Below are 19,818 nucleotides of genomic sequence, written 5' to 3'. Positions count from 1 at the left end.
GCAAGGGGTAGCGGGCCATCGGTGTCCAAAGACACGTAGAGTGCCACGCATGAATCTGCGGAAGTTCGCTGCTGCCCTGACCGTTCCCGTCCTCGGCCTGGCGCTCGCCGCCTGCGGTGGCGGCGACGAGGGTGGCACCTCCCCGTCGGGTGCGAAGCTGGTCAAGGCCGACACCCTGACCATCTGCACGCACCTTCCCTACAAGCCGTTCGAGTTCAACGAGGGCGGCGAGGTCGTCGGCTTCGACATCGACGTGCTCAAGATCGCGGCCGACGCCGAGAAGCTCGAGACCGAGGTCGTCAACATCGGCTGGGAGACCATCGTCTCCGGTGAGGCCCTCAACTCCGGCAAGTGTGACGTCGCCGCCGGCGCGATGACGATCACCGAGGAGCGGGAGAAGGTCATGGACTTCTCCGAGCCCTACTTCGAGGCGACCCAGGCCCTGATGACCAAGAAGGGCGCGGGCTACACCGCGCTCGAGGACCTCGGCGGCAAGACCATCGCGGTCCAGGAGGCGACCACCGGCGCCGACTACGTCAAGGAGAACGCCCCCAAGGACACCAAGATCATCACGCTCGAGGACTCCGCGCTGATGATGCAGGCGGTCAAGTCCGGCAAGGCCGACGCCGGTGTCAACGACAACGGTCTGCTCTACGACTTCGTGAAGTCCAACACCGACATGGAGATCACCAGCGAGTTCCAGACTGGTGAGGCGTACGGCTTCACGGTCAAGAAGGGCGGCAACGACAAGCTGCTCGAGGTGCTCAACAAGGGCATCAACGACAAGGCCGCCTATGACAAGGTCTACAACAAGTGGTTCGGGGAGGCTGCCGCGCAGTGAGTAGCGCGGCCGTAGTTCCCAAGAAACGGATGTCGCCGCGCAAACGCGCGGCGCTCGTCCGTTACATCCAGTACGCCATCTTGGTGCTGCTGGTCGTCGTCATCGCGCTGATCGCCGACTGGGGCGAGATCAGACGGGCCTTCCTCGACCTCGACATCGCGGCGGCGCAGTTCCCCGATGTCATCGTGATCGCGCTCAAGAACACGATCATCTACACCGCCTGCGGGTTTGCGTTCGGACTGGCGTTGGGTCTCGTGCTCGCATTGATGAGGCTCTCGAGCGTGGGCCCCTACCGGTGGATCTCCACCGGAATCATCGAGCTCTTCCGCGGTCTGCCTGCTTTGGTCGTGTTCCTGGTGCTGGGCCTCGGCTACTCGCTCGCCTTCGGCCGGCAGCTCCCGGGCGGCAACCTAGGCACGGTGACGCTGGCGCTCGGTCTGGTCGGCGGCGCCTATATGGCCGAGACGATCCGGGCCGGCATCCAGGCGGTGCCGAAGGGTCAGTACGAGGCGGCACGCACCCTGGGCATGACGCACAGCCGGGCGATGGTCACCATCGTCCTGCCGCAGGCGTTCCGGGTGATCCTGCCGCCGCTGACCAACGAGCTGATCCTGCTCACCAAGGACTCCTCGCTGGTCTACATCCTCGGGCTGTCGCTGGATGAGTACGAGCTCACCGCGTTCGGGCGCGAGGCCATGAATGCCAACGCGAACCTGACTCCGATGGTCACGATCGCGCTGTGCTACCTGCTGATCACGGTGCCGCTCTCGATCGTCGTACGCCGCATGGAAGCCAAGTCCGGGAAGGCCCGCTGATGACCCAGACGACCTCCGATCGTGGCGCAGCCGCGATCGACGTACAGCAGCTGCACAAGTACTTCGGCGACAACGAGGTGCTCAAGGGCATCGACTTCCACATCGGCCGGGGCGAGGTGGTCTGCGTGGTCGGGCCCTCCGGGTCCGGCAAGTCGACGCTGCTGCGCTGCGTGAACATGCTCGAGGAGCCGACCAGCGGCACGATCCTGGTCGAGGGTGACGAGATCACCGATCCGGATGCCGACGTGGACGCGCTGCGCGCGCGGATCGGGATGGTCTTCCAGCAGTTCAACCTGTTCCCGCACATGACCGTGCTGCGCAACCTGACGGTCGCGCAGGAGAAGGTCCTGAAGCGCGGAAAGGCCGAGTCGCTGGAGATCGCCCGGGCCAACCTGGAGAAGGTCGGGCTCTCGGACAAGGCCGATGCCTACCCGGCTCACCTCTCCGGTGGCCAGCAGCAGCGCGTCGCCATCGCGCGGGCGCTGTCGATGAACCCCGACATGATGCTCTTCGACGAGCCGACGTCCGCGCTGGACCCCGAGCTCGTCGGGGACGTTCTGGCGGTCATGAAGGACCTGGCTGCCGAGGGCATGACCATGATGGTGGTGACTCACGAGATGAGCTTCGCCCGCGAGGTCGCCGACAAGGTGGTCTTCATGGACGGCGGCGTGATCGTCGAGGAGGGCCTCCCCGCCGACGTCCTCGGCAATCCCCAGCACGAACGCACCCAGGCGTTCCTCGCGCGGGTGCTCTGAGGCGCGGATGCTCACCGAGTTACCTCGGTGAGCATCCGGCCACAGTTGGCGGTGGTGGCGGCAAGGCCGAGGCAGAGCCCCGCGCCCGCGAGCCAGACCGTCGGGACCCCGTGCGACAGCAGACCGGTCGCGAGCACCGGCCCGATCGTCTGCGCGATCCCCCAGCAGGTCCCGTACGCCGCCAGGTAGCCCGCCCGCGAGCCGTCGGTGGCCGCCAGGCCGGCCACGAGCGCGATCGGTGGGCCGAGGAGAAGCACCTCACCGAGTGCCACGATCGCGGAGCCGACCGCGAGGAGCGGCAGCGGTGCTGCGTACGCGATGACGGCGAAGCCGACGGCCATCAGGACCAGTCCCGCGCGGATGAGCGTGAAGGGCCGAGCGGCGGCGCCGCGGAGCAGGCGCTGCCCGGCGATCGTGGTCAGCGCGGCGACCACGAGGAGCCAGCCGGTGGCCGCGGCGTCGTGCCCGCGGGCGGAGACGGTGAGCGGGAGAGCGATCGTGCACAGGATCCATGCGGTGGCGAACCCAGTTCCGAGCGCGAGCATCGTCAGGAGCCGGCGATCACGCCAAGGACTCGGCCCGGACCGCTGCCGGCGCCGACTCCGAGCCGTGGTGTCGCGTACGAGTGCGAGGACGAGCACCGCGGCGCACAGACAGGTGAGCGCGTCGGCGACGAAGAGCAGGCGCAGGTCGACGCCACCCACGAGAGCGGCCAGTGCTCCTGCCGCGACACCGGCGACGGCCATCGCGGCGCCATAGAGTCCGTACGCCTGCGGCCGCCGCTCGACGTCCACCGACTCCGCGATCAGCGCCTGCGAGGCGGGCTCGTAGATCTCGTACGCCAACCCGAGCAGCGTCGCGCCGATCAGCGCGCCGGTGATCCCGGCCGATGCGGCGATGACCAGTTGGGCCACTGCGCAGGCGACGAGTCCCACGACGATGGTCGGCCGGCGGCCCACCGTGTCGGCCATCCAGCCGCCGAGGAGACGCGAGGGGATGGTGGCAACACCGAAGGCCGTCACGACGGCGCCGGCCGTGGCGAGGGATGCGCCGTGCACCTCGACCAGGGCGACCGCCATGAATGCCATCGCGAACGAACCCAGCCGGTTGACCGCTCGGGCGATGACCAGCACGACGAGGGATCGTGGCCACCGTGTGCGTCCGTGACTGGTCAATGGTTGAATGACGGTCATGGCCGAGACAGTAGGACCCGAACTCGTGACTGGTCAAATACATTTCGACAGTCACGTACATACGGTGACCGAGCAAGCCTGCAAACTCGTCAACGCCCTGACCCCGGGGCACGACGGCACCCGCCCGGTGCAGCCGCCTCCCTCTGGCCGGCGGGCGAAGGTCGTCAGCGACCTGCTCGCCCGTCCCGACTACCAGCCCCAGGCAGAGGAAGCCGATGCGGACGGGATGGTCGCGCTCGCCGAGTCGCTGCGAGTCGTGTTCGAGGCAGCGGCGGGCGGCGACCTCGACACCGCCGCCACCGCGGTCAACGCGCTCATGCGCGAGATGGGCTCGGTACCGCAGCTCGACCGGGCCCGAGGGGGAGGCTGGGCCCTGCACTTCCACGGACGCGACCCCGGCCTCGTCATCGGCTGGGGTGCGGGAATCGCCGCCGGCCTCGCGCTGGCGATCGGCTCCGACCTGGCCGGCCGACTCGGCGTCTGCCAGGCAGACCCGTGCGACCGCGTCTTCGTGGACATCTCCAAGAACGCCGGCCGCCGATTCTGCTCCACCCGCTGCCAAAGCCGTGTGAAAGCGGCCGCCCACCGCGCCCGCCAGAAGTAGGTTTGCAGCGTGCGAACCGATCCCGGGGTTGACTGCTCTGCCGCGCTCGAGTGGGTCGAGGAAGTGCTGGGGGAGCAGATCGGTGAGGCGCGACGCCTCTCTGGTGGCTGGACGTCGACCATGCTGGCGATCACCCCGAGGCTGCACGAGGCAGTCGTGCTCCGGCTGATGACCAACGAGCCGTGGCGTACGCACGGCGAGCAGCTCACCACCCGGGAGAGCGAGACCCAGCGGATGCTCGCAACCACCGAAGTTCCTGCGCCGCGGTCGCTCGCGGTCGACGCCACGGGTGAGCGGTGCGGACACCCGGCGCACCTGATGACGCTGCTTCCGGGGGCGATCGAGCCGCAGCGGAGCGACGACGCCTCGCTCCTGCGGCTCGCCGAGCTGCTGGCGAGCATTCACGCGGTCGAGCCGACGATCGACGTACGCAGCTACCAGTCATGGGCGTGGGAGGCGAAGTTCGTCGTCCCGGCGTGGGCCGCGGACGCAGGTCTGTGGGAGGACGCCTTTGCGCTGCTGCGCGGCGAGCCACCGGCGTACGATCCCTGCTTCATCCACCGCGACTTCCAGCCGCGCAACGTGCTGTGGGATCGCGGCGAGGTCAGCGGTGTCGTCGACTGGGTCGAGACGTCGATCGGCCCGGCCTGGCTGGATGTGGCCCACTGTGCAACCAATCTTGCGATCACGCACGGGACCGAGGTCGCGGACCGGTTCGCCGATGCGTACGTCACGACGACCGGCCGTCCGTCGCAGCCGTACTTCGACGTGATGGACGTCGTCGGCTTCCTCCCACCGCCCGGCAAGACGTCGTTCATCACCGACCCCGCCGACCTGGTGCGCCTGGAAAGGCGGCTCGCCGCGGTCATGACGAGATGCGGCTGAGACCGACCCTCGCGGTCGGTAGGGTCTGCGACGTGCCAACGCCTGACGACTACTTCGTGACCCTCGGTGCGCTGCAGGCCGAGTTCGCGGCCGCGCTGAAGCAGGCCGACCCGGACGTGCCGGTTCCGTCCTGCGACGACTGGTCGATCGGAGACCTGGCCGATCATCTGGCGGGGGTGCACCACTGGGCTGCGGCGATGGCGCGCGACGAGGACGAGGAGCCGTTGCCGGTGCCGTTGGACCTGGTCGCGGCCTATGAGGCCCAGGCCGCCGAGTTGCGCGCGACGCTCTCGACGCTGGGGCCGGAGGCGACCGGCCGGATCCTCAACGGGCTGACCGAGGACGGCCGTGGGCCGGTCTCGTTCTGGTTCCGGCGTCAGGTGCACGAGACCCTGGTCCACCTCTGGGACATCCGCGCCGCGCTCGGGCTCTCCGCACCTGAGGCGACCCCGGAGCTCTGGGCCGACACGGTCGATGAGGTGCTGACCGTGATGTACCCGCGGCAGATCGCCCTGAAGCGTACGCGCAAGGTCGTCACCCGCATCGAGCTGACCGCGACCGACATCGAGCAGACCTGGGCGATCGGGGCTCCGAACGCGGTGCAGAAGGTCTCCGTGACCGGATCCGCGCGTGACCTGGCCCTACTTCTCTGGGGTCGTACGACGCCCCGGTCCGCCGACCTGACCGTCACCGGTGACGAGGCAGCGTTGGCGGAGGCACTCTCACGCGCGCTCGTTCCCTAGCCGGGCCTGTAGTCGGACACGGTCTGCGTGGCCGGTCCAGTAGCCGACCCAGACCGCCCCGGCGAGCGAGAAGAGACCGAGCGCGACCGGAGCGGCGGCGATCGAGAAGACCGCGGCCAGGCCGGAGACCAGGAGCGGTCCGCCGGTGCCGCCGAGGTCGCCGCACAGCCGCCAGCCGCCGAGGAACTGGGCGCGTCCATCGGCAGGTGCGGCATCGGCGCCGAGCGTCATCACGATCCCCGAGCCGAGGCCGTTGCCGATCGCGATCAGTGCCATCACCGCGCCCAGGCTGAGCGCGTCGTGGGTGAGGGGGAGCAGCAGGCAGCCGAGGCCGACGGCGAGCACCACCGGGATCGCCACGACCTGACGCCCGCGGTGATCGAGCAGCCAGCCGCCGGGAAGCGTGAGAGCGATGTCGACCAGCGCCGCCCCGGCGAAGAGCAGGGACACGACCGAGGCCTCGAGGTGGATGTGGTCGGCCCAGAGCGGGAGCAGGCCGGTGCGTACGGACCGCGAGATCCCGATGATCACCACCGCCACCCCGAGCGTGGCGAAGGTCCGGCGGTGGGTCCACAGCACGCTGCGTACGCTCAGATGCCCCTGCTCGCGCGAGCGGGTCCGGCCGAGCTCGGGCATCCAGCCGCCGATCACCGCTGAGCACAGTGACATCGCGGCCGCGAACAGGAAGACCGCGGGAAGACCGAAGAGGTGGATGAGCCCGGCGCCGAGCAGCGGTCCGACGAAGACCCCGAGCCGGAACGACCCGCCCAGGAGTGACATCGCCCGGGCTCGATGGGAGAGCGGGGTCGCGTCGATGAGGAAGCCCTGTCGCGCGATCAGGAACGCCGTCCAGCTCATCCCGCTCACGAACACGGCGATGGCGAGCACGGCGACCGAGCTGCTGAGGAACGCCACGGTCATCGCGACCGCGTCGAGAGCCCCGGCGCCCATCAGCGTCCGCCGCTCGCCTATCCGCGCCACCAGCGACCCCGCGGGCAACGAGGTGGCCAGCGACCCGATCCCGAGCAGTGCGACCACGAACGCGGCCATCGACGCGTCCGCGCCCAGGTCGGAGGCCCGTAGCGCCAGCACCGGCATCACCGCACCGTGCCCCATGGAGCTGACGATCGAGGGCGCGTACGCCACCAGCGCGATGTCTCGGAACCGGAACTCGGTCGTCGTCTCCGTCGTCACGCCTTTACTCTGCCCGATTCATTACCGAGGCTCACTATTTGTACGCCGGGCGAGACGTCAGGCCCGTCGGTCGAGACGTCACTCAGGTCGGCCGAGACGGCAGCACAGTGCCCACTCGGCCGACGCGAGTGACGCCTCGGCGGGGGATCGTCACCAGCGGGAGTGGACGGCCTCGCGGAAGTGGGTGTCGTAGATCCGGCGTACGCCGGTGAGCAGCTCCTCGGAGAGCGCGGGCAGCGAGCCGGCGGCGGAGTTGGCGTGGGCCTGGGTGGTGTTGCGGGCGCCGGGGATGACGGTGGTGACGCCGGGCTGCTGGGCGACCCAGGCGAGCGCGACCTGGGCGGGCGTAGCGCCCTCGGGACCGTGCTCGGAGACCAGAGCGGAGAACTCCTGCGCGGCCTTGACGCCGGTGGCGAAGTCGACGCCGGAGAAGGTCTCGCCGACGTCGAAGGCCTCGCCATGGCGGTTGTAGGTGCGGTGGTCGTCTGCGGCGAACGTCGTCGACTCCGAGTAGCGGCCCGACAGCAGCCCCGATGCGAGCGGCACCCGAGCGATGATCCCGACCCCTGCCTCCGCGGCCGCCGGAAGCACGCGGTCCAGCGGCTTGAGCCGGAACGCGTTCAGGATGATCTGGACGGAGGCCACGTTGGGCCTCGCGATCGCGGCCAGGGCCTGGTCGCACGTCTCCACGCTGACGCCGTACGCAGCGATCACCCCCTCCGAGACGAGGGTGTCCAGCGCGTCATAGGTCGCCGAGGACTCGATCGTCTCCGACGGCGGGCAGTGCAGCTGCACCAGGTCGATCGTGTCGACCCCGAGGTTGGTGCGCGAGCGATCGAGCCACTCGCGGAAGGCGGCGAGCGTGTAGTTCGAGGGCACCTGGTCCACCCGGCGCCCCATCTTCGTCGCCACGAAGATCCCTTCGTGCGACCGCAGGAACCGCCCGATCACCTGCTCGCTGCGGCCGTCCCCATAGACGTCGGCGGTGTCCAGGAAGGTCACCCCGTCGCCCACCGCGGCCTCGAGCACCGCCAGCGCATCCGACTCGCTGACCTCGCCCCAGTCGGCGCCGAGCTGCCAGGTGCCGAGACCGATGACCGACGCCGAGCGACCGATCCTTCCGAAGGTATGGCTCTCCATGCCGCCAAGGTACTGCCCGCCGATTTGGCCGCACCCCGCGGCGTACGCATAATTGTTGTCTGAAACCAGAGACCGCCGGTTGTCAGGTGCGCATGCACTCGATCGAAGGTTCCGCAGGATGCGGACGGCCAGCGTAGGGGAAGAGCAAGACGAGATCGTACGTCACGCCCTGAGCCTGCGCTCGGGGCGTTTGTCATGCAGGGCCCTCACCGGTGGAATCGATTCCCGGAAGAAGGAGACCCATGGCGCGGGCTGACAAGCAGGCTGCCGTTGCCGAGATCGCTGACGAGTTCAGCGCCTCGACCGGCGCCGTGCTGACCGAGTACCGCGGTCTCACCGTGGGCGAGCTGAAGACTCTTCGTCGCTCGCTCGGTGAGCACGCAAACTACGCCGTGGTCAAGAACACGCTGGCCAAGATCGCTGCCACCCAGAGCGGCATCGAAGGCTTCGACGACCTGCTGACCGGCCCGACCGCGATCGCCTTCATCAAGGGTGACGTCGTCGAGGCGGCCAAGGGTCTGCGTGACTTTGCCAAGGCCAACCCCAACCTTGTCATCAAGGGCGGGTACCTCGACGGCAAGGCCATCGACGCTGCTGAGGTTGGCAAGCTTGCCGACCTCGAGTCGCGCGAGGTCCTGCTCGCCAAGCTTGCGGGCGCGTTCACCGCGTCGCTGTCGCAGGCTCTGTACGCCTTCAACGCTCTGCCCTCGAAGACCGCGCAGCTCGCTGCCGCTCTCGAGGCCAAGGCCGCGGAGGACCCCTCGATCCTCGCAGGTGGTGCCGCTGAGCCGGCTGCCGCCGAGGAGGCTCCGGCCGAGGCCTGATGGCCCCGGTCGTAACTAACCACCACCTGTAACCCGGCCCCGCTGCGTACTCACAGAAAAACGCACAGGGTCAACACGAAAGGAAATGCCATCATGGCGAAGCTCTCCACCGACGAGCTGCTCGACGCTTTCAAGGAGCTCACCCTCATCGAGCTCTCCGAGTTCGTCAAGGCCTTCGAGGACACCTTCGGTGTCACCGCTGCCGCTCCGGTCGCCGTTGCCGCCGCTGGCGCCCCGGGCGCCCCCGCCGCTGCCGCTGAGGAGGCCAAGGACGAGTTCGACGTCATCCTCGAGGCCGCTGGCGACAAGAAGATCAACGTCATCAAGGAGGTGCGCGCTCTGACCTCCCTCGGTCTGAAGGAGGCCAAGGAGCTCGTCGAGGGCGCCCCCAAGGCTGTCCTCGAGGCCGCCAACAAGGAGACCGCTGACAAGGCGAAGGAGGCCCTCGAGGCCGCCGGCGCCACGGTCACCGTCAAGTGATCTGAGGGCTTCGGCCCTTGAGCCCGGGTTCGGCGGATTCCGCCGGGCCCGGGCTTTCTACATCGCGGACACAGTTCCGCAACAGATCGGTCAGGTTGCAGCGTAGTGCTGCGATCGTTCAAACCGCGGGTTGCTACTCCTGAGTAGCCTCTCGCGGTTTGTTTCGTTATCTTGAACACACACCGAGCGCGAAGGGTCGCAATCCGACCGTCGACGTGTTGGCTGGGGGAGTTCGTCTCGGGTGGTGATCACCGTCATCGTTCGCAGGCCGCCATGGTTTACAAAAGTGTGACGCGTGTCGCAGGAAGTGCGTAACCTCCGTCACACTCTGCCGTTAGTCGGGCAGTGGGGGACTTGAGGGAGAACCCCGCGAACAGGAAGGGAGCCGGCCCGGATGGGTGTAGACGTAAAGATCGAAGGGCTGACCAAGAGCTTTGGTAAGCAGCTCATCTGGAAGGATGTCACGCTGACGCTGCCTGCGGGCGAGATCAGCGTGATGCTGGGTCCGTCCGGCACGGGTAAGTCGGTGCTCCTCAAGACTCTGATCGGTCTGATCAAGCCCGACACGGGCTCTGTGGTCATCGAGGGTGTCGACATCGCCAGCTGCTCGGAGCGTGACCTCTACGAGGTTCGCAAGCTGTTCGGTGTGCTGTTCCAGGACGGCGCCATGTTCGGTTCGATGGATCTCTTCGACAATGTCGCGTTCCCGCTTCGTGAGCACACGAAGAAGAGCGAGTCCGAGATCCGCAACATCGTCATGGAGAAGATGGACCTGGTTGGTCTCATCGGCGCCGAGAACAAGCTTCCCGGCGAGATCTCCGGTGGTATGCGCAAGCGTGCCGGCTTGGCGCGTGCGCTGGTCCTCGACCCCGAGATCCTGCTGATCGACGAGCCCGACTCGGGTCTTGACCCGGTGCGTACGGCGTTCATCAACCAGCTCTTCATCGATCTGAACGCGCAGATCGACGCGACGTTCCTGATCGTGACCCACGACATCAACTCGACGCGTACGGTTCCGGACAACATCGGCCTGCTCTACCACAAGCACCTGGCGATGTACGGGCCCCGCGAGATGCTGCTGAGCTCCGAGGAGCCGGTGGTGCGGCAGTTCCTCAACGCCCAGACGATCGGCCCGATCGGTATGTCGGAGGAGAAGGACGCCGACGAGCTGGCCGCGGAGAAGGACATGGGCCTACCGCCGCTGCCGCCGATCCCGATGCAGCTCGAGCCGTCCAACGGCATCCCGCGCAAGTACCAGCGGCCGCCGGGCGCCTGGTGCCGAGAGAACGGTGTCACCCCGCCCCCGGGCTCCTTCCGGGCAGATGCGGCCATGGCCCCCGGCGGCGTGAAAGCAGACCCCACAGAGGCTCCTTACTGATGTCATCCCTGACCGCCGCCAGGGTCCTGAAACCGATCGGGACCGCTGGCTCACTCTTCGCGTTCGGTCTGGACGTGGGGCGAGCCGTGTTCCGGCGCCCCTTCCAGTTCCGAGAGTTCATCCAGCAGGCGTGGTTCATCGCGTCGGTGACGATCGTCCCGACCGCGCTGGTCGCAATCCCCTTCGGTGCGGTCATCGCGCTGCAGGTGGGTGGCCTGGTGGCGCAGTTCGGCGCGCAGTCCTTCGTCGGATCGGCCGCGGTCCTCGCGGTCGTCCAGCAGGCTGCCCCGATCGCGACCGCACTGCTGGTCGCCGGTGCCGGTGGCTCGGCCATCGCCGCCGACCTGGGCGCTCGGAAGATCCGCGAAGAGCTCGACGCGATGATGGTTCTGGGCATCGACCCGATCCAGCGGCTGGTGGTCCCGCGCGTTCTCGCCTGCATGATGATCGCGGTCTTCCTCAACGGCCTGGTCTCGATCGTCGGCGTCATGGGCGGGTACGTCTTCAACGTCATCATCCAGGGCGGCACCCCCGGTGCCTACCTGGCCAGCTTCACCGCGCTCGCGCAGATGGCCGACCTGTGGCAGGGCCTCGCGAAGGCGCTGGTGTTCGGTCTGATCGCGGCGATTGTGGCTTCGTACATGGGCATGAACGCCGGCGGTGGCCCGAAGGGCGTCGGCGACGCCGTCAACCAGTCGGTCGTCATCACGTTCCTGCTGCTGTTCATCGTCAACTTCGTGATGTCTGCGATCTTCCTGCAGATCATCCCGAGCAAGTCCGGATAGGAGGCGAGACGGATGGCGAACATCAAGGCGATCTACGAGAAGCCTGCCAAGAGCCTCGACCACCTCGGTGACGAGCTCGGCTTCTACCTGCGCGCGATCTCGTGGTTCCCGCGCACACTGCGGCGCTACAAGAAGGAGATCCTCCGGATCCTCGCCGAGGTCACCCTCGGGTCGGGGGCGCTGGCCGTCATCGGCGGCACCGTCGGCGTGATCCTGGCGATGACCTTCTTCACCGGGGCTCAGGTCGGCCTCTCGGGCTACACCGCGCTCGACCAGCTCGGCACCTCTGCGTTCTCCGGCTTCGTGTCGGCCTACTTCAACACCCGTGAGATCGCGCCGCTGGTGGCGGGCATCGCGCTCGCGGCGACGGTCGGGTGCGGCTTCACGGCCCAGCTCGGCGCGATGCGCATCTCCGAAGAGGTGGATGCCCTCGAGGTCATGGCGATCCCGTCGCTGCCATTCCTCGTCACCACGCGGATGATCGGCGGCCTGATCGCGATCGTGCCGCTCTACGTGGTCGGCCTGCTCTCCTCCTACGTCGCCACTCGGTTCACGGTGATCCTCTTCTACGGCCAGAGCGCGGGCACGTACGACCACTACTTCAACACGTTCCTGCCGCCCATCGACGTGCTGTGGTCCTTCGGCAAGGTCCTGATCTTCGCGGTCGTGGTGATCCTGATCCACTGCTACCACGGCTACAACGCCTCCGGCGGCCCCGCAGGGGTCGGTGTCGCGGTCGGCAAGGCGGTGCGAACGAGCATCGTCGCCGTCTCCGTGCTCGACCTGATGCTCTCGATGGCGATCTGGGGCAGCACGACGACAGTGAGGTTGGCGGGATGACTCAGACACTCGCACCTGACGAGACCCAGCACCATCTGCCCACGCCCCACAAGAGGAGCGCCGCGGCGCTGGCCTGGGGCAGGCAGAAGGGCAAGATCCTCGGGATCGTCTTCATCGCGCTGGTCCTGGCCGCGCTCGGGCTGACCTGGGCGCAGTTCACCAACAAGTTCGGGAACTTCGAGGAGATCACGCTCAAGGCCGACCGCATCGGTCTGCAGCTCCCCGACCGTGCCGACGTCAAGGTCCGCGGCCTGATCGTGGGCGAGGTCCTCGAGATGAAGCCGACCGACGAGGGCGCCGAGCTGACCCTGGGGCTGTTCCCCGAGGAGATCAGCAAGGTCCACCCGGACGTGACCGGCGCGATCCTCCCCAAGACCCTCTTCGGCCAGAAGTACGTCTCGCTGGTCCCGCCCGACACCGACTTCACCGAGCCGATTCAGGCCGGTGCCGTCATCGAGAAGACCAAGATGGCCACCGAGGTCCAGGCCGTGCTGCGTGACCTCTACCCGCTGCTGCGGACGATCCAGCCGGCCGACCTCAACAACACGCTCAACGCGCTCGCCACCGCCCTCGAGGGTCGCGGCGACAAGCTGGGGGAGTCGCTCGACACACTCGACTCCTACCTGAAGCGGCTGAATCCCGAGATCCCGGCGCTGATCGAGGACCTCGAGCTCGCCACCGAGGTCTCCGGCACCTACCAGGCCGTGCTCCCGGAGATCGGTCAGATCCTGCGCAACACCATCGTCACCGCGACCACGCTCGAGGACCGCGAGGTGGAGCTCAAGAAGATGCTGACCGACGTCACCGCGTTCTCCAACACCGCCGACCAGTTCCTCGACGACAACGGCGACACGCTGATCCAGGTCGGCGAGGTCGGCCGGCCGGTCACCCAGGCGCTGGCCCGTTACGCCCCGATGCTTCCCTGCCTCATCGGCGGCATGGACATCCTGACTGACGAGTTCACCGAAGTGTTCCGCAACAACACCGTCCACATCACGCTGGAGACGCTGCCGCACCAGGCGCGTCCCTACTCGACCAAGGACAAGCCGCGCTACGGCGAGGACAGCGGACCCTACTGCGGTGAGATGCCGAACGCGTCCTGGAGCCAGAAGAAGCCGTTCGCGCCATTCCCCAATAAGAACGACGGTGTCGACGAGCCCACCGGAAAGGGCGTCATGCGCTCCGCCGCAGGCACGACCGACTACTCGGCCCTGTCCTATGTCGGTACGTCGGCCGAGGCCGATGTCATCAACGAGCTGTTCGCCCCCGGCATGGGCATGACCGCCAGTGAGGTCCCGGACCTCGGCGGGCTGCTGCTCGGTCCGGCCGCGCGTGGAGCGGAGGTGAGCTACGAATGAGCGCAGTGAAGCTCTTCGACGCCAAGACCTTCCAGGACTTCTGGAAGCTGGTCATCTTCGTGATCGTCACGACGCTGGCCACCGCACTGCTCGCCATCACCATCGGCAACGTCACCTTCGGTCAGACCGATGAATACAAGGCGGTCTTCACCGACGTCACCGGTGTGAACAAGGGCGACGACGTACGCATCTCCGGCGTCAAGGTCGGCTCGGTCAAGGGCATCGAGATCTCGGACGACGCCCGCAGCGCGGTGGTCACCTTCACGGTCGACAGCGCGCAGCAGATCGCGACCACGACCGAGGCGACGATCAAGTACCGCAACCTGATCGGCCAGCGCTACCTCGCGCTGACCAACCAGCTGGTCGGCGACGCCTCCGCGATGCAGGAGGGCCAGACCATCCCGGTCGGGCGGACCCACCCGGCGCTCGATCTGACGGTGCTCTTCAACGGGTTCAAGCCGCTCTTCCAGGCGCTTTCACCCAACGACGTCAACACCCTGTCGTACGAGATCGTCCAGGTCTTCCAGGGCGAGGGCGGCACGCTGGAGAGCCTGCTCTCCCACACGGCCTCGTTGACCTCGACGCTGGCCGAGAAGGACCAGGTCATCAACGCCCTGATCGACAACCTCACCGAGGTGCTCGAGCACGTGGGCGATCGCGAGAAGGAGCTCTCCAGCCTGATCGTGACCTTCCGTGACTTCGTCGGCGGTCTCAACAACGACCGCGAGGCGATCCTCGGCTCCCTGGACCAGATCTCGGCGCTCTCCGTGGAGACCGCCGGCCTGGTGCACGAGGCGAAGGACCCGCTCTTGGAGGACCTGCGCCAGGCCCGGAGGTTCTCCGACGAGGTGGCCAAGGACAAGCGACAGCTCGACGACGCCCTCGAGCTCCAGCCGATCAAGCTGGACAAGATCGGTGCGACGGCCAGCTACGGCGGTTGGTTCAACTTCTACCTGTGCGGTCTGCGGGGCACGATCCGCGACCCTGAGGGCAAGGACCTCGAGATTCCGCTCTACGAGCCCGGTCAAGCGAGGTGCAACCTCGGATGATTCCCTTCCGCGAACGTAACCCAGTCAAGATCGGCATCGTCTCGATCGCCGTCCTCGTCATGCTGATGGTGATGGCGTTCAAGGCCGACAGCCTGCCGCTGATCGGTGGTGGCACCACCTACTACGCCAACTTCTCCGAGGCCGGTGGCCTGAAGACCGGCGACGAGGTCCGGGTGGCCGGTGTCCGGGTGGGCAAGGTCAACTCGATCGAGCTCGACGGCAACCAGGTCAAGGTCGGCTTCAAGATCCGCGAGAAGGTCAACTTCGGGGAGAACTCCGGAGCCGGCGTACGCGTGAAGACGCTGCTCGGCGACATGTTCCTCGAGCTGCAGCCGGCCGGAGAGGGCCAGATGAAGGCGGGAGCCACCATCCCGGTGGACCGCACGGAGTCTCCCTACGACGTGGTCGAGGCCTTCGAGGGCCTGGCCGACACCTCCGCCAACATCGACAAGGACCAGCTCGCCGCGGCGCTCACCACGCTCGCCGACCTGACCCGGTCGACGCCCGAGGAGTTCCAGGCAGCCCTCACCGGCGTCTCCGACCTCTCCCGCAACCTGGCCGCCAAGGACGAGCGCATCGAGTCGCTGCTCACCCAGCTCGACCGGGTGACGAAGGTGCTCGACGAGCGCGATGAGGACCTGATCACGCTGATGAACGACGCCAACCAGCTCTTCGCGGCGCTGGTCGAGCGGCGCGAGGCGGTCCACAACCTGCTCATCTCGACCCAGCAGCTCTCGAAGGAGCTCTCCCAGCTGGTCGATGACAGCCGCGCTGACCTCAAGCCGGCGCTGGAGAGCCTCGACGTGATCCTCGACGTCTTCACGAAGAACGAGGAGAACCTCGAGAAGTCCCTGCGGCTGATGGCGCCGTTCTACAAGGTCTTCAACAACACTCTGGGCAACGGTCCCTGGTGGGACACCTACATCCAGAACATGCCTCCCGTCCCGGCTCTCACTGGGAGGACCCCGTGAACAAGATCATCGTTCCGATCATCGTCGGTGCTCTCATCCTTGGGGTCGGCGCCTGGGCGCTGGTCCGCGACACCGGTGAGAAGACGCTCGTGGCGCACTTCCCGCGCACGGTCTCGCTCTACGAGGGCAGCGACCTGCGCGTGCTCGGCGTCGCCGTCGGCAAGGTGACCGCGGTCGAGCCGAACGGCACCGACGTGAAGGTCACCCTGGAATACAAGAGCGACGTCGACCTGCCCGCGGACGCCAAGGCCGTGATCATCTCGCCGTCGATCGTCGGCGACCGCTACGTCCAGGTCACGCCCGCCTACGACGGCGGCAAGAAGCTGGCCGACGGTGCGGTGCTCAGCACCGACAAGACCTCCGTCCCGGTCGAGCTCGACCAGATCTACTCCAGCGTCGACGACCTCGTCGTCGCGATCGGTCCCGACGGAGCCAACAAGAACGGCGCCCTCACCGACCTGCTGCAGCAGACCGCGAAGAACCTCGGCGGCCAGGGCGAGAAGATCAACTCGACCGTCGGCGACCTAGGCAAGCTGACCAAGGTGCTCGACAACCGTGATGAGCAGTTCTTCGACTCCGCCGAGCAGCTCGAAGGCTTCATCGGCACGCTCGCCGAGAACGACAAGACCGTACGCGACTTCGCCCAGGCGCTCGCCGAAGTCTCCTCGATGCTGGAGGGCGAGCGCGAAGAGCTCGCCGCGTCCATGAAGAACCTCTCGATCGCGCTGAGCAAGGTGACCCAGTTCGTCCGTGACAACAAGTCGATCCTGCGCGAGGACATCCAGGGCCTCAACCGGATCGGCAAGGTCCTGGTGAAGCAGCGCAAGGCTCTCGACGAGAGCCTCCGGACCGCTCCGCTGGCGCTCAACAACCTGGGCCTGGCCTACAACCCGGAGACGGCCACGCTCGACACCAACGCCAACATCACCATGGTCCTCGACGAGATCATCGAGAACCCGGCTTCGTTCCTGTGCAGCCTCGTGGACCAGGCGACCAACGGCAGCAGCGCCGAGATCTGCTCGCAGATCCGGCAGATGCCGGGCCTGAACCGCTCCGCGGCGATCGGTCTCGGCACCGGTTCGTCCTACGGAGTGCCCTATGACATGTCGCTCGGCGGCCTCGTGGAGGTGAAGTAATGCTGAAACGGAGCCCGAAGCCAAACGTGATGACCACGAAGACCACGATGAAGCGCACCCTCCAGGCGTTCGTCGGCGTGATCGCCGGCGCCCTGATGCTGACCGGCTGCGGCACCTTCTCCGTCTACGACCTCCCGCTCCCGGGCGGCGTCGACGCCGGTGACGACGCGATCTCGGTCACCGCGCAGTTCCAGGACACTCTCGACCTGGTGCCCCAGTCGACCGTCAAGCTCGAGGACATCGACGTCGGCAAGATCAACAAGATCTGGCTCGACGACGGTGTCGCGACCGTCGAGATGCTGCTGAAGAAGGATGTCAGCCTTCCGAGCAACGCCCGCGCGTCGATCCAGCAGACCTCCCTGCTGGGCGAGAAGTTCGTCTCGCTGGAGCGGCCGGCAGAGCCCGATTCCGCCAAGCTCACCGATGGCTCGACCATCCCGCTGTCGCAGACCGGCCGCAACCCGGAGATCGAAGAGGTCTTCAGTGCGCTGAGCCTGCTGCTCAACGGTGGTGGCGTCGCCCAGCTGAAGACGATCTCGACCGAGCTCAACAAGGCCCTCGCGGGCCGCGAGGACTCCGCCCGCTCCGTACTCCACCAGGTGGAGAAGCTGGCGCGCGACCTCGACAACAACAAGGAGAAGATCGTCGCGGCCATCGAGGCGCTCGACGCGCTGGCGAAGGCCACCAACGCGCAGATGGGCTCCATCGACGCCGCCCTCGACGAGCTGCCCTCGGCGCTCTCCAGCCTCGACAAGCAGCGCGCCGACCTGGTCAAGATGCTCAAGGCCCTGGAGCGGCTCGGAGACACCGGCGTACGCGTCATCCGGGCGTCCAAGGACAACACGATCGGCATCATCAAGGACCTCAAGCCGCTCCTGTCGAACCTGGCCGACTCCGGCGACGACTTCGTCCGGGCGATGAACACGATCCTGACCTACCCGTTCGTCGACGCGGCGGTCGGTGGTTCGCCGCAGGCTGCGCGCAACCTGCACATGGGTGACTTCGTCAACCTCGACGTCACCGTCGACCTCAACCTCGACACGCTGCTCCAGAACGCGCCTCGGGTCGGCGACACCGTCTGCTGGGGTCTCGAGGAGATCAACCGGAAGCTGAAGACGTATCCCGACGAGGAGACGGCTCTCGACTGGCTCAACAACCTCACGAACGTCTGCAAGGACGGCGGGCTGGCCAGCGCCATCGACACCTGCCAGGAGGTGCTGACCGGACAGTCCTCCTCGGCGCCCCAGGCGTGTGTGACGGGCGTGCTGGGTTCGATCGGTAAGACCCTCGACGGTCTGCTCGGGATCGGGGCGCCCTCGTCCAACGGCGGAAGCACCACCGATGACGGCTCCGGGTGCGTGCTGATCCTGTTCTGTCGCGCCGGCGCGACGCCAGGGACGCATGCGGTGACGTACGACGAGCTGAGCAAGGAGCTCGACCCCGGTCTGACCTCGTTGATGATCCCGGCGCTGAGCACCTCGAGCAACACTCACCAGGAGGGCGTCTCATGATCACCCGCCGTACGAAGATGCAGCTGATGATCTTCTTGCTGATCACCCTCGTCGGGGTCAGCTTCGTCGGTGCGCGCTACGCCCGTCTGGGGTCGCTGTTCGTCAAGGACCACTACGTCGTGATGGCCCACTTCGAGCAGTCCGGCGGCATCTACGAGGACGCCGAGGTCGACTACCGAGGCGTCAAGATCGGCCAGGTCGGCGAGCTGGTGCTCAACCGCAGCGGTGTCGACGTGACCCTGAAGATCGACAAGGACTGGCAGGAGAAGATCCCGGCCGACAGCCTCGCCGTGGTCGGCAACCGCTCCGCCGTCGGTGAGCAGTACGTCGAGCTGCAGCCGCAGTCGAAGGGCGGGCCCTACCTCGAGGACGGCTCCGAGATCGCCCGCGCCGCGACGACCACGCCGCTGCCGACCGAGAAGCTCCTCGAGGACGTCACCACGACGGTGAACTCGGTCGACCAGAAGGCGCTCACGACGACCATCGACGAGCTCGGCAAGGGCTTCGCCGGCACCGGTCAGGACCTGCAGACCATCATCGACACCGGCACCGCCTTCGTCGAGACCGCCGACCAGAACTTCGCCCTCACCACCCAGCTGATCCGGGACAGCAACACGGTCCTCCAGGGCCAGCTGGACAGCAGCTCGGCGATCAAGTCGTTCGCGACCGACCTGGAGCTGTTCACCGGCACCCTGGCCGGCTCCAACAAGGACCTGATCAGGCTGATCGAGAGCGGTTCGGCCAGCTCGGTCGAGCTGCGCCAGTTCCTGGAGCAGAACGGCGTGGAGATCGGCGAGCTCCTCAACGAGGTGCTGGTGACCGGCAAGGTCGTGCGGAAGAACCTGCCCGGCGTCAAGCACCTGCTCTCCATCTTCCCGGTCGTCGTCGAGGGCAGCTTCGCGGTCGTCGACGTCGGCCACCCCGGCCTGGCGCAGGCCCACTTCGGGATGGCGCTGACCAGCCAGGCGCCGTGCAAGCAGGGCTACGAGAGCACGAAGAAGCGCAGCCCGCTGGACCTGCAGAGCCGTCCCTTCAACACCGAGGTCTCCTGCACCGAGGACCCGAGCAAATCGAACCCGCGCGGCTCCAGCCAGATCCCGCGTGCCGCCGTCGGTGGCACCGACTCGATCGCCAGCTTCGACCCGGAGACCGGCGAGCTGACCTGGGGCGAGGCCGAGGATGCCACCGTGTCGACCGCGGCTCCGTCCGCCTACGGCGACGACGCCTGGAAGTGGCTCTACCTGCAGCCGATGGAGACCGAGTAGCCGACCCCTGACCACCAAGCAGCCGACCGGGGTCGGGGCCCGGAGCGCTGC

Annotated in this window: 20 protein-coding genes; 17 read left to right on the top strand and 3 right to left on the bottom strand. The window is 67.3% G+C overall.

Annotated features, from left to right (window positions below; translation table 11 throughout):
* Positions 1 to 49 precede the first annotated feature (49 nt).
* Genes AB0F44_RS10475 through AB0F44_RS10465 form a run of 3 tightly spaced genes read left to right on the top strand, consistent with a single transcriptional unit; the run spans position 50 to position 2,411 of the window.
* Positions 50 to 841: an ABC transporter substrate-binding protein gene (locus AB0F44_RS10475; RefSeq protein ID WP_357355110.1), complete on the top strand. Its 792-nt coding sequence runs from the start codon at positions 50 to 52 to the stop codon at positions 839 to 841.
* Between the two features lie 29 nt (positions 842 to 870).
* On the top strand, positions 871 to 1,656 hold the full coding sequence (locus tag AB0F44_RS10470; RefSeq protein ID WP_357355108.1) for an amino acid ABC transporter permease: 786 nt from the start codon (positions 871 to 873) through the stop codon (positions 1,654 to 1,656).
* On the top strand, positions 1,656 to 2,411 hold the full coding sequence (locus AB0F44_RS10465) for an amino acid ABC transporter ATP-binding protein (protein ID WP_357355106.1): 756 nt from the start codon (positions 1,656 to 1,658) through the stop codon (positions 2,409 to 2,411). The genes AB0F44_RS10470 and AB0F44_RS10465 overlap by 1 nt, the downstream gene beginning before the upstream one ends.
* A gap of 11 nt (positions 2,412 to 2,422) precedes the next feature.
* On the opposite strand, the gene AB0F44_RS10460 is transcribed toward AB0F44_RS10465, so the two are convergent.
* Positions 2,423 to 3,604 carry an MFS transporter gene (locus AB0F44_RS10460; protein ID WP_357355104.1) on the bottom strand — a complete coding sequence of 394 codons (1,182 nt, stop codon included), beginning with the start codon at positions 3,602 to 3,604 and terminating at the stop codon, positions 2,423 to 2,425.
* Between the two features lie 64 nt (positions 3,605 to 3,668).
* Here AB0F44_RS10460 and AB0F44_RS10455 point away from each other — a divergent pair, with 64 nt between their 5' ends.
* The 3 genes from AB0F44_RS10455 to AB0F44_RS10445 are packed head-to-tail and all read left to right on the top strand — an operon-like array spanning position 3,669 to position 5,836.
* Positions 3,669 to 4,208, top strand: coding sequence for a CGNR zinc finger domain-containing protein (locus AB0F44_RS10455; RefSeq protein WP_357355102.1), 540 nt, complete (start codon positions 3,669 to 3,671; stop codon positions 4,206 to 4,208).
* A 9-nt stretch (positions 4,209 to 4,217) separates the two neighbouring features.
* Complete coding sequence (locus tag AB0F44_RS10450; RefSeq protein ID WP_357355100.1) at positions 4,218 to 5,093, top strand: aminoglycoside phosphotransferase family protein; 876 nt, start codon at positions 4,218 to 4,220, stop codon at positions 5,091 to 5,093.
* A 32-nt stretch (positions 5,094 to 5,125) separates the two neighbouring features.
* On the top strand, positions 5,126 to 5,836 hold the full coding sequence (locus tag AB0F44_RS10445; RefSeq protein ID WP_357355098.1) for a maleylpyruvate isomerase family mycothiol-dependent enzyme: 711 nt from the start codon (positions 5,126 to 5,128) through the stop codon (positions 5,834 to 5,836).
* Here AB0F44_RS10445 and AB0F44_RS10440 read toward each other — a convergent pair.
* Both AB0F44_RS10440 and AB0F44_RS10435 read right to left on the bottom strand, forming a co-directional pair.
* Positions 5,816 to 7,030 (bottom strand): MFS transporter, encoded by a 1,215-nt coding sequence (locus AB0F44_RS10440; protein WP_357355096.1) that lies wholly within the window; start codon positions 7,028 to 7,030, stop codon positions 5,816 to 5,818. The genes AB0F44_RS10445 and AB0F44_RS10440 overlap by 21 nt on opposite strands.
* Before the next feature lie 150 nt (positions 7,031 to 7,180).
* Positions 7,181 to 8,170 (bottom strand): aldo/keto reductase, encoded by a 990-nt coding sequence (locus tag AB0F44_RS10435; protein WP_357355094.1) that lies wholly within the window; start codon positions 8,168 to 8,170, stop codon positions 7,181 to 7,183.
* A 242-nt stretch (positions 8,171 to 8,412) separates the two neighbouring features.
* On the opposite strand from AB0F44_RS10435, the gene rplJ reads away from it, so the two are divergent.
* From rplJ to AB0F44_RS10380, 11 genes are all read left to right on the top strand, one after another.
* A complete protein-coding gene (gene rplJ / locus AB0F44_RS10430) occupies positions 8,413 to 8,994 on the top strand; it encodes a 50S ribosomal protein L10 (protein ID WP_357355092.1) in 582 nt (193 codons plus the stop codon).
* A gap of 93 nt (positions 8,995 to 9,087) precedes the next feature.
* On the top strand, positions 9,088 to 9,474 hold the full coding sequence (gene rplL, locus AB0F44_RS10425) for a 50S ribosomal protein L7/L12 (protein ID WP_141802532.1): 387 nt from the start codon (positions 9,088 to 9,090) through the stop codon (positions 9,472 to 9,474).
* Between the two features lie 394 nt (positions 9,475 to 9,868).
* Positions 9,869 to 10,852 (top strand): ABC transporter ATP-binding protein, encoded by a 984-nt coding sequence (locus AB0F44_RS10420; protein WP_350663337.1) that lies wholly within the window; start codon positions 9,869 to 9,871, stop codon positions 10,850 to 10,852.
* Complete coding sequence (locus AB0F44_RS10415) at positions 10,852 to 11,637, top strand: ABC transporter permease (RefSeq protein ID WP_160025586.1); 786 nt, start codon at positions 10,852 to 10,854, stop codon at positions 11,635 to 11,637. Before AB0F44_RS10420 ends, AB0F44_RS10415 begins: the two co-directional genes overlap by 1 nt.
* Before the next feature lie 12 nt (positions 11,638 to 11,649).
* Positions 11,650 to 12,477, top strand: coding sequence for an ABC transporter permease (locus AB0F44_RS10410; protein ID WP_350663339.1), 828 nt, complete (start codon positions 11,650 to 11,652; stop codon positions 12,475 to 12,477).
* Complete coding sequence (locus tag AB0F44_RS10405) at positions 12,474 to 13,835, top strand: MCE family protein (RefSeq protein ID WP_357355088.1); 1,362 nt, start codon at positions 12,474 to 12,476, stop codon at positions 13,833 to 13,835. The genes AB0F44_RS10410 and AB0F44_RS10405 overlap by 4 nt, the downstream gene beginning before the upstream one ends.
* Complete coding sequence (locus tag AB0F44_RS10400) at positions 13,832 to 14,884, top strand: MlaD family protein (RefSeq protein WP_350663343.1); 1,053 nt, start codon at positions 13,832 to 13,834, stop codon at positions 14,882 to 14,884. The genes AB0F44_RS10405 and AB0F44_RS10400 overlap by 4 nt, the downstream gene beginning before the upstream one ends.
* Positions 14,881 to 15,855: an MCE family protein gene (locus tag AB0F44_RS10395; protein ID WP_357355086.1), complete on the top strand. Its 975-nt coding sequence runs from the start codon at positions 14,881 to 14,883 to the stop codon at positions 15,853 to 15,855. The genes AB0F44_RS10400 and AB0F44_RS10395 overlap by 4 nt, the downstream gene beginning before the upstream one ends.
* Positions 15,852 to 16,991: an MCE family protein gene (locus AB0F44_RS10390; RefSeq protein WP_357355085.1), complete on the top strand. Its 1,140-nt coding sequence runs from the start codon at positions 15,852 to 15,854 to the stop codon at positions 16,989 to 16,991. The genes AB0F44_RS10395 and AB0F44_RS10390 overlap by 4 nt, the downstream gene beginning before the upstream one ends.
* 29 nt (positions 16,992 to 17,020) lie before the next feature.
* Positions 17,021 to 18,502: an MCE family protein gene (locus AB0F44_RS10385; protein WP_357355083.1), complete on the top strand. Its 1,482-nt coding sequence runs from the start codon at positions 17,021 to 17,023 to the stop codon at positions 18,500 to 18,502.
* Positions 18,499 to 19,767 (top strand): MlaD family protein, encoded by a 1,269-nt coding sequence (locus AB0F44_RS10380; RefSeq protein ID WP_357355081.1) that lies wholly within the window; start codon positions 18,499 to 18,501, stop codon positions 19,765 to 19,767. The genes AB0F44_RS10385 and AB0F44_RS10380 overlap by 4 nt, the downstream gene beginning before the upstream one ends.
* Positions 19,768 to 19,818 lie beyond the last annotated feature (51 nt).

This window comes from Nocardioides sp. NPDC023903 (assembly GCF_040639295.1).
In the GTDB taxonomy this organism is placed as follows: domain Bacteria; phylum Actinomycetota; class Actinomycetes; order Propionibacteriales; family Nocardioidaceae; genus Nocardioides.
Note: the sequence above shows the minus strand (reverse complement) of the source record. Positions and strands in the feature narration are given on the sequence as shown.

Bases quoted from the DNA above. Each gene is read 5' to 3' on its own strand.
- AB0F44_RS10475 (WP_357355110.1), top strand. From the start codon at position 50: ATGAATCTGCGGAAGTTCGCTGCTGCCCTGACCGTTCCCGTCCTCGGC.
- AB0F44_RS10470 (WP_357355108.1), top strand. From the start codon at position 871: ATGTCGCCGCGCAAACGCGCGGCGCTCGTCCGTTACATCCAGTACGCC.
- AB0F44_RS10465 (WP_357355106.1), top strand. From the start codon at position 1,656: ATGACCCAGACGACCTCCGATCGTGGCGCAGCCGCGATCGACGTACAG.
- AB0F44_RS10460 (WP_357355104.1), bottom strand. From the start codon at position 3,604: ATGACCGTCATTCAACCATTGACCAGTCACGGACGCACACGGTGGCCA.
- AB0F44_RS10435 (WP_357355094.1), bottom strand. From the start codon at position 8,170: ATGGAGAGCCATACCTTCGGAAGGATCGGTCGCTCGGCGTCGGTCATC.
- rplJ (WP_357355092.1), top strand. From the start codon at position 8,413: ATGGCGCGGGCTGACAAGCAGGCTGCCGTTGCCGAGATCGCTGACGAG.
- rplL (WP_141802532.1), top strand. From the start codon at position 9,088: ATGGCGAAGCTCTCCACCGACGAGCTGCTCGACGCTTTCAAGGAGCTC.
- AB0F44_RS10420 (WP_350663337.1), top strand. From the start codon at position 9,869: ATGGGTGTAGACGTAAAGATCGAAGGGCTGACCAAGAGCTTTGGTAAG.
- AB0F44_RS10415 (WP_160025586.1), top strand. From the start codon at position 10,852: ATGTCATCCCTGACCGCCGCCAGGGTCCTGAAACCGATCGGGACCGCT.
- AB0F44_RS10410 (WP_350663339.1), top strand. From the start codon at position 11,650: ATGGCGAACATCAAGGCGATCTACGAGAAGCCTGCCAAGAGCCTCGAC.
- AB0F44_RS10405 (WP_357355088.1), top strand. From the start codon at position 12,474: ATGACTCAGACACTCGCACCTGACGAGACCCAGCACCATCTGCCCACG.
- AB0F44_RS10400 (WP_350663343.1), top strand. From the start codon at position 13,832: ATGAGCGCAGTGAAGCTCTTCGACGCCAAGACCTTCCAGGACTTCTGG.
- AB0F44_RS10395 (WP_357355086.1), top strand. From the start codon at position 14,881: ATGATTCCCTTCCGCGAACGTAACCCAGTCAAGATCGGCATCGTCTCG.
- AB0F44_RS10385 (WP_357355083.1), top strand. From the start codon at position 17,021: ATGACCACGAAGACCACGATGAAGCGCACCCTCCAGGCGTTCGTCGGC.
- AB0F44_RS10380 (WP_357355081.1), top strand. From the start codon at position 18,499: ATGATCACCCGCCGTACGAAGATGCAGCTGATGATCTTCTTGCTGATC.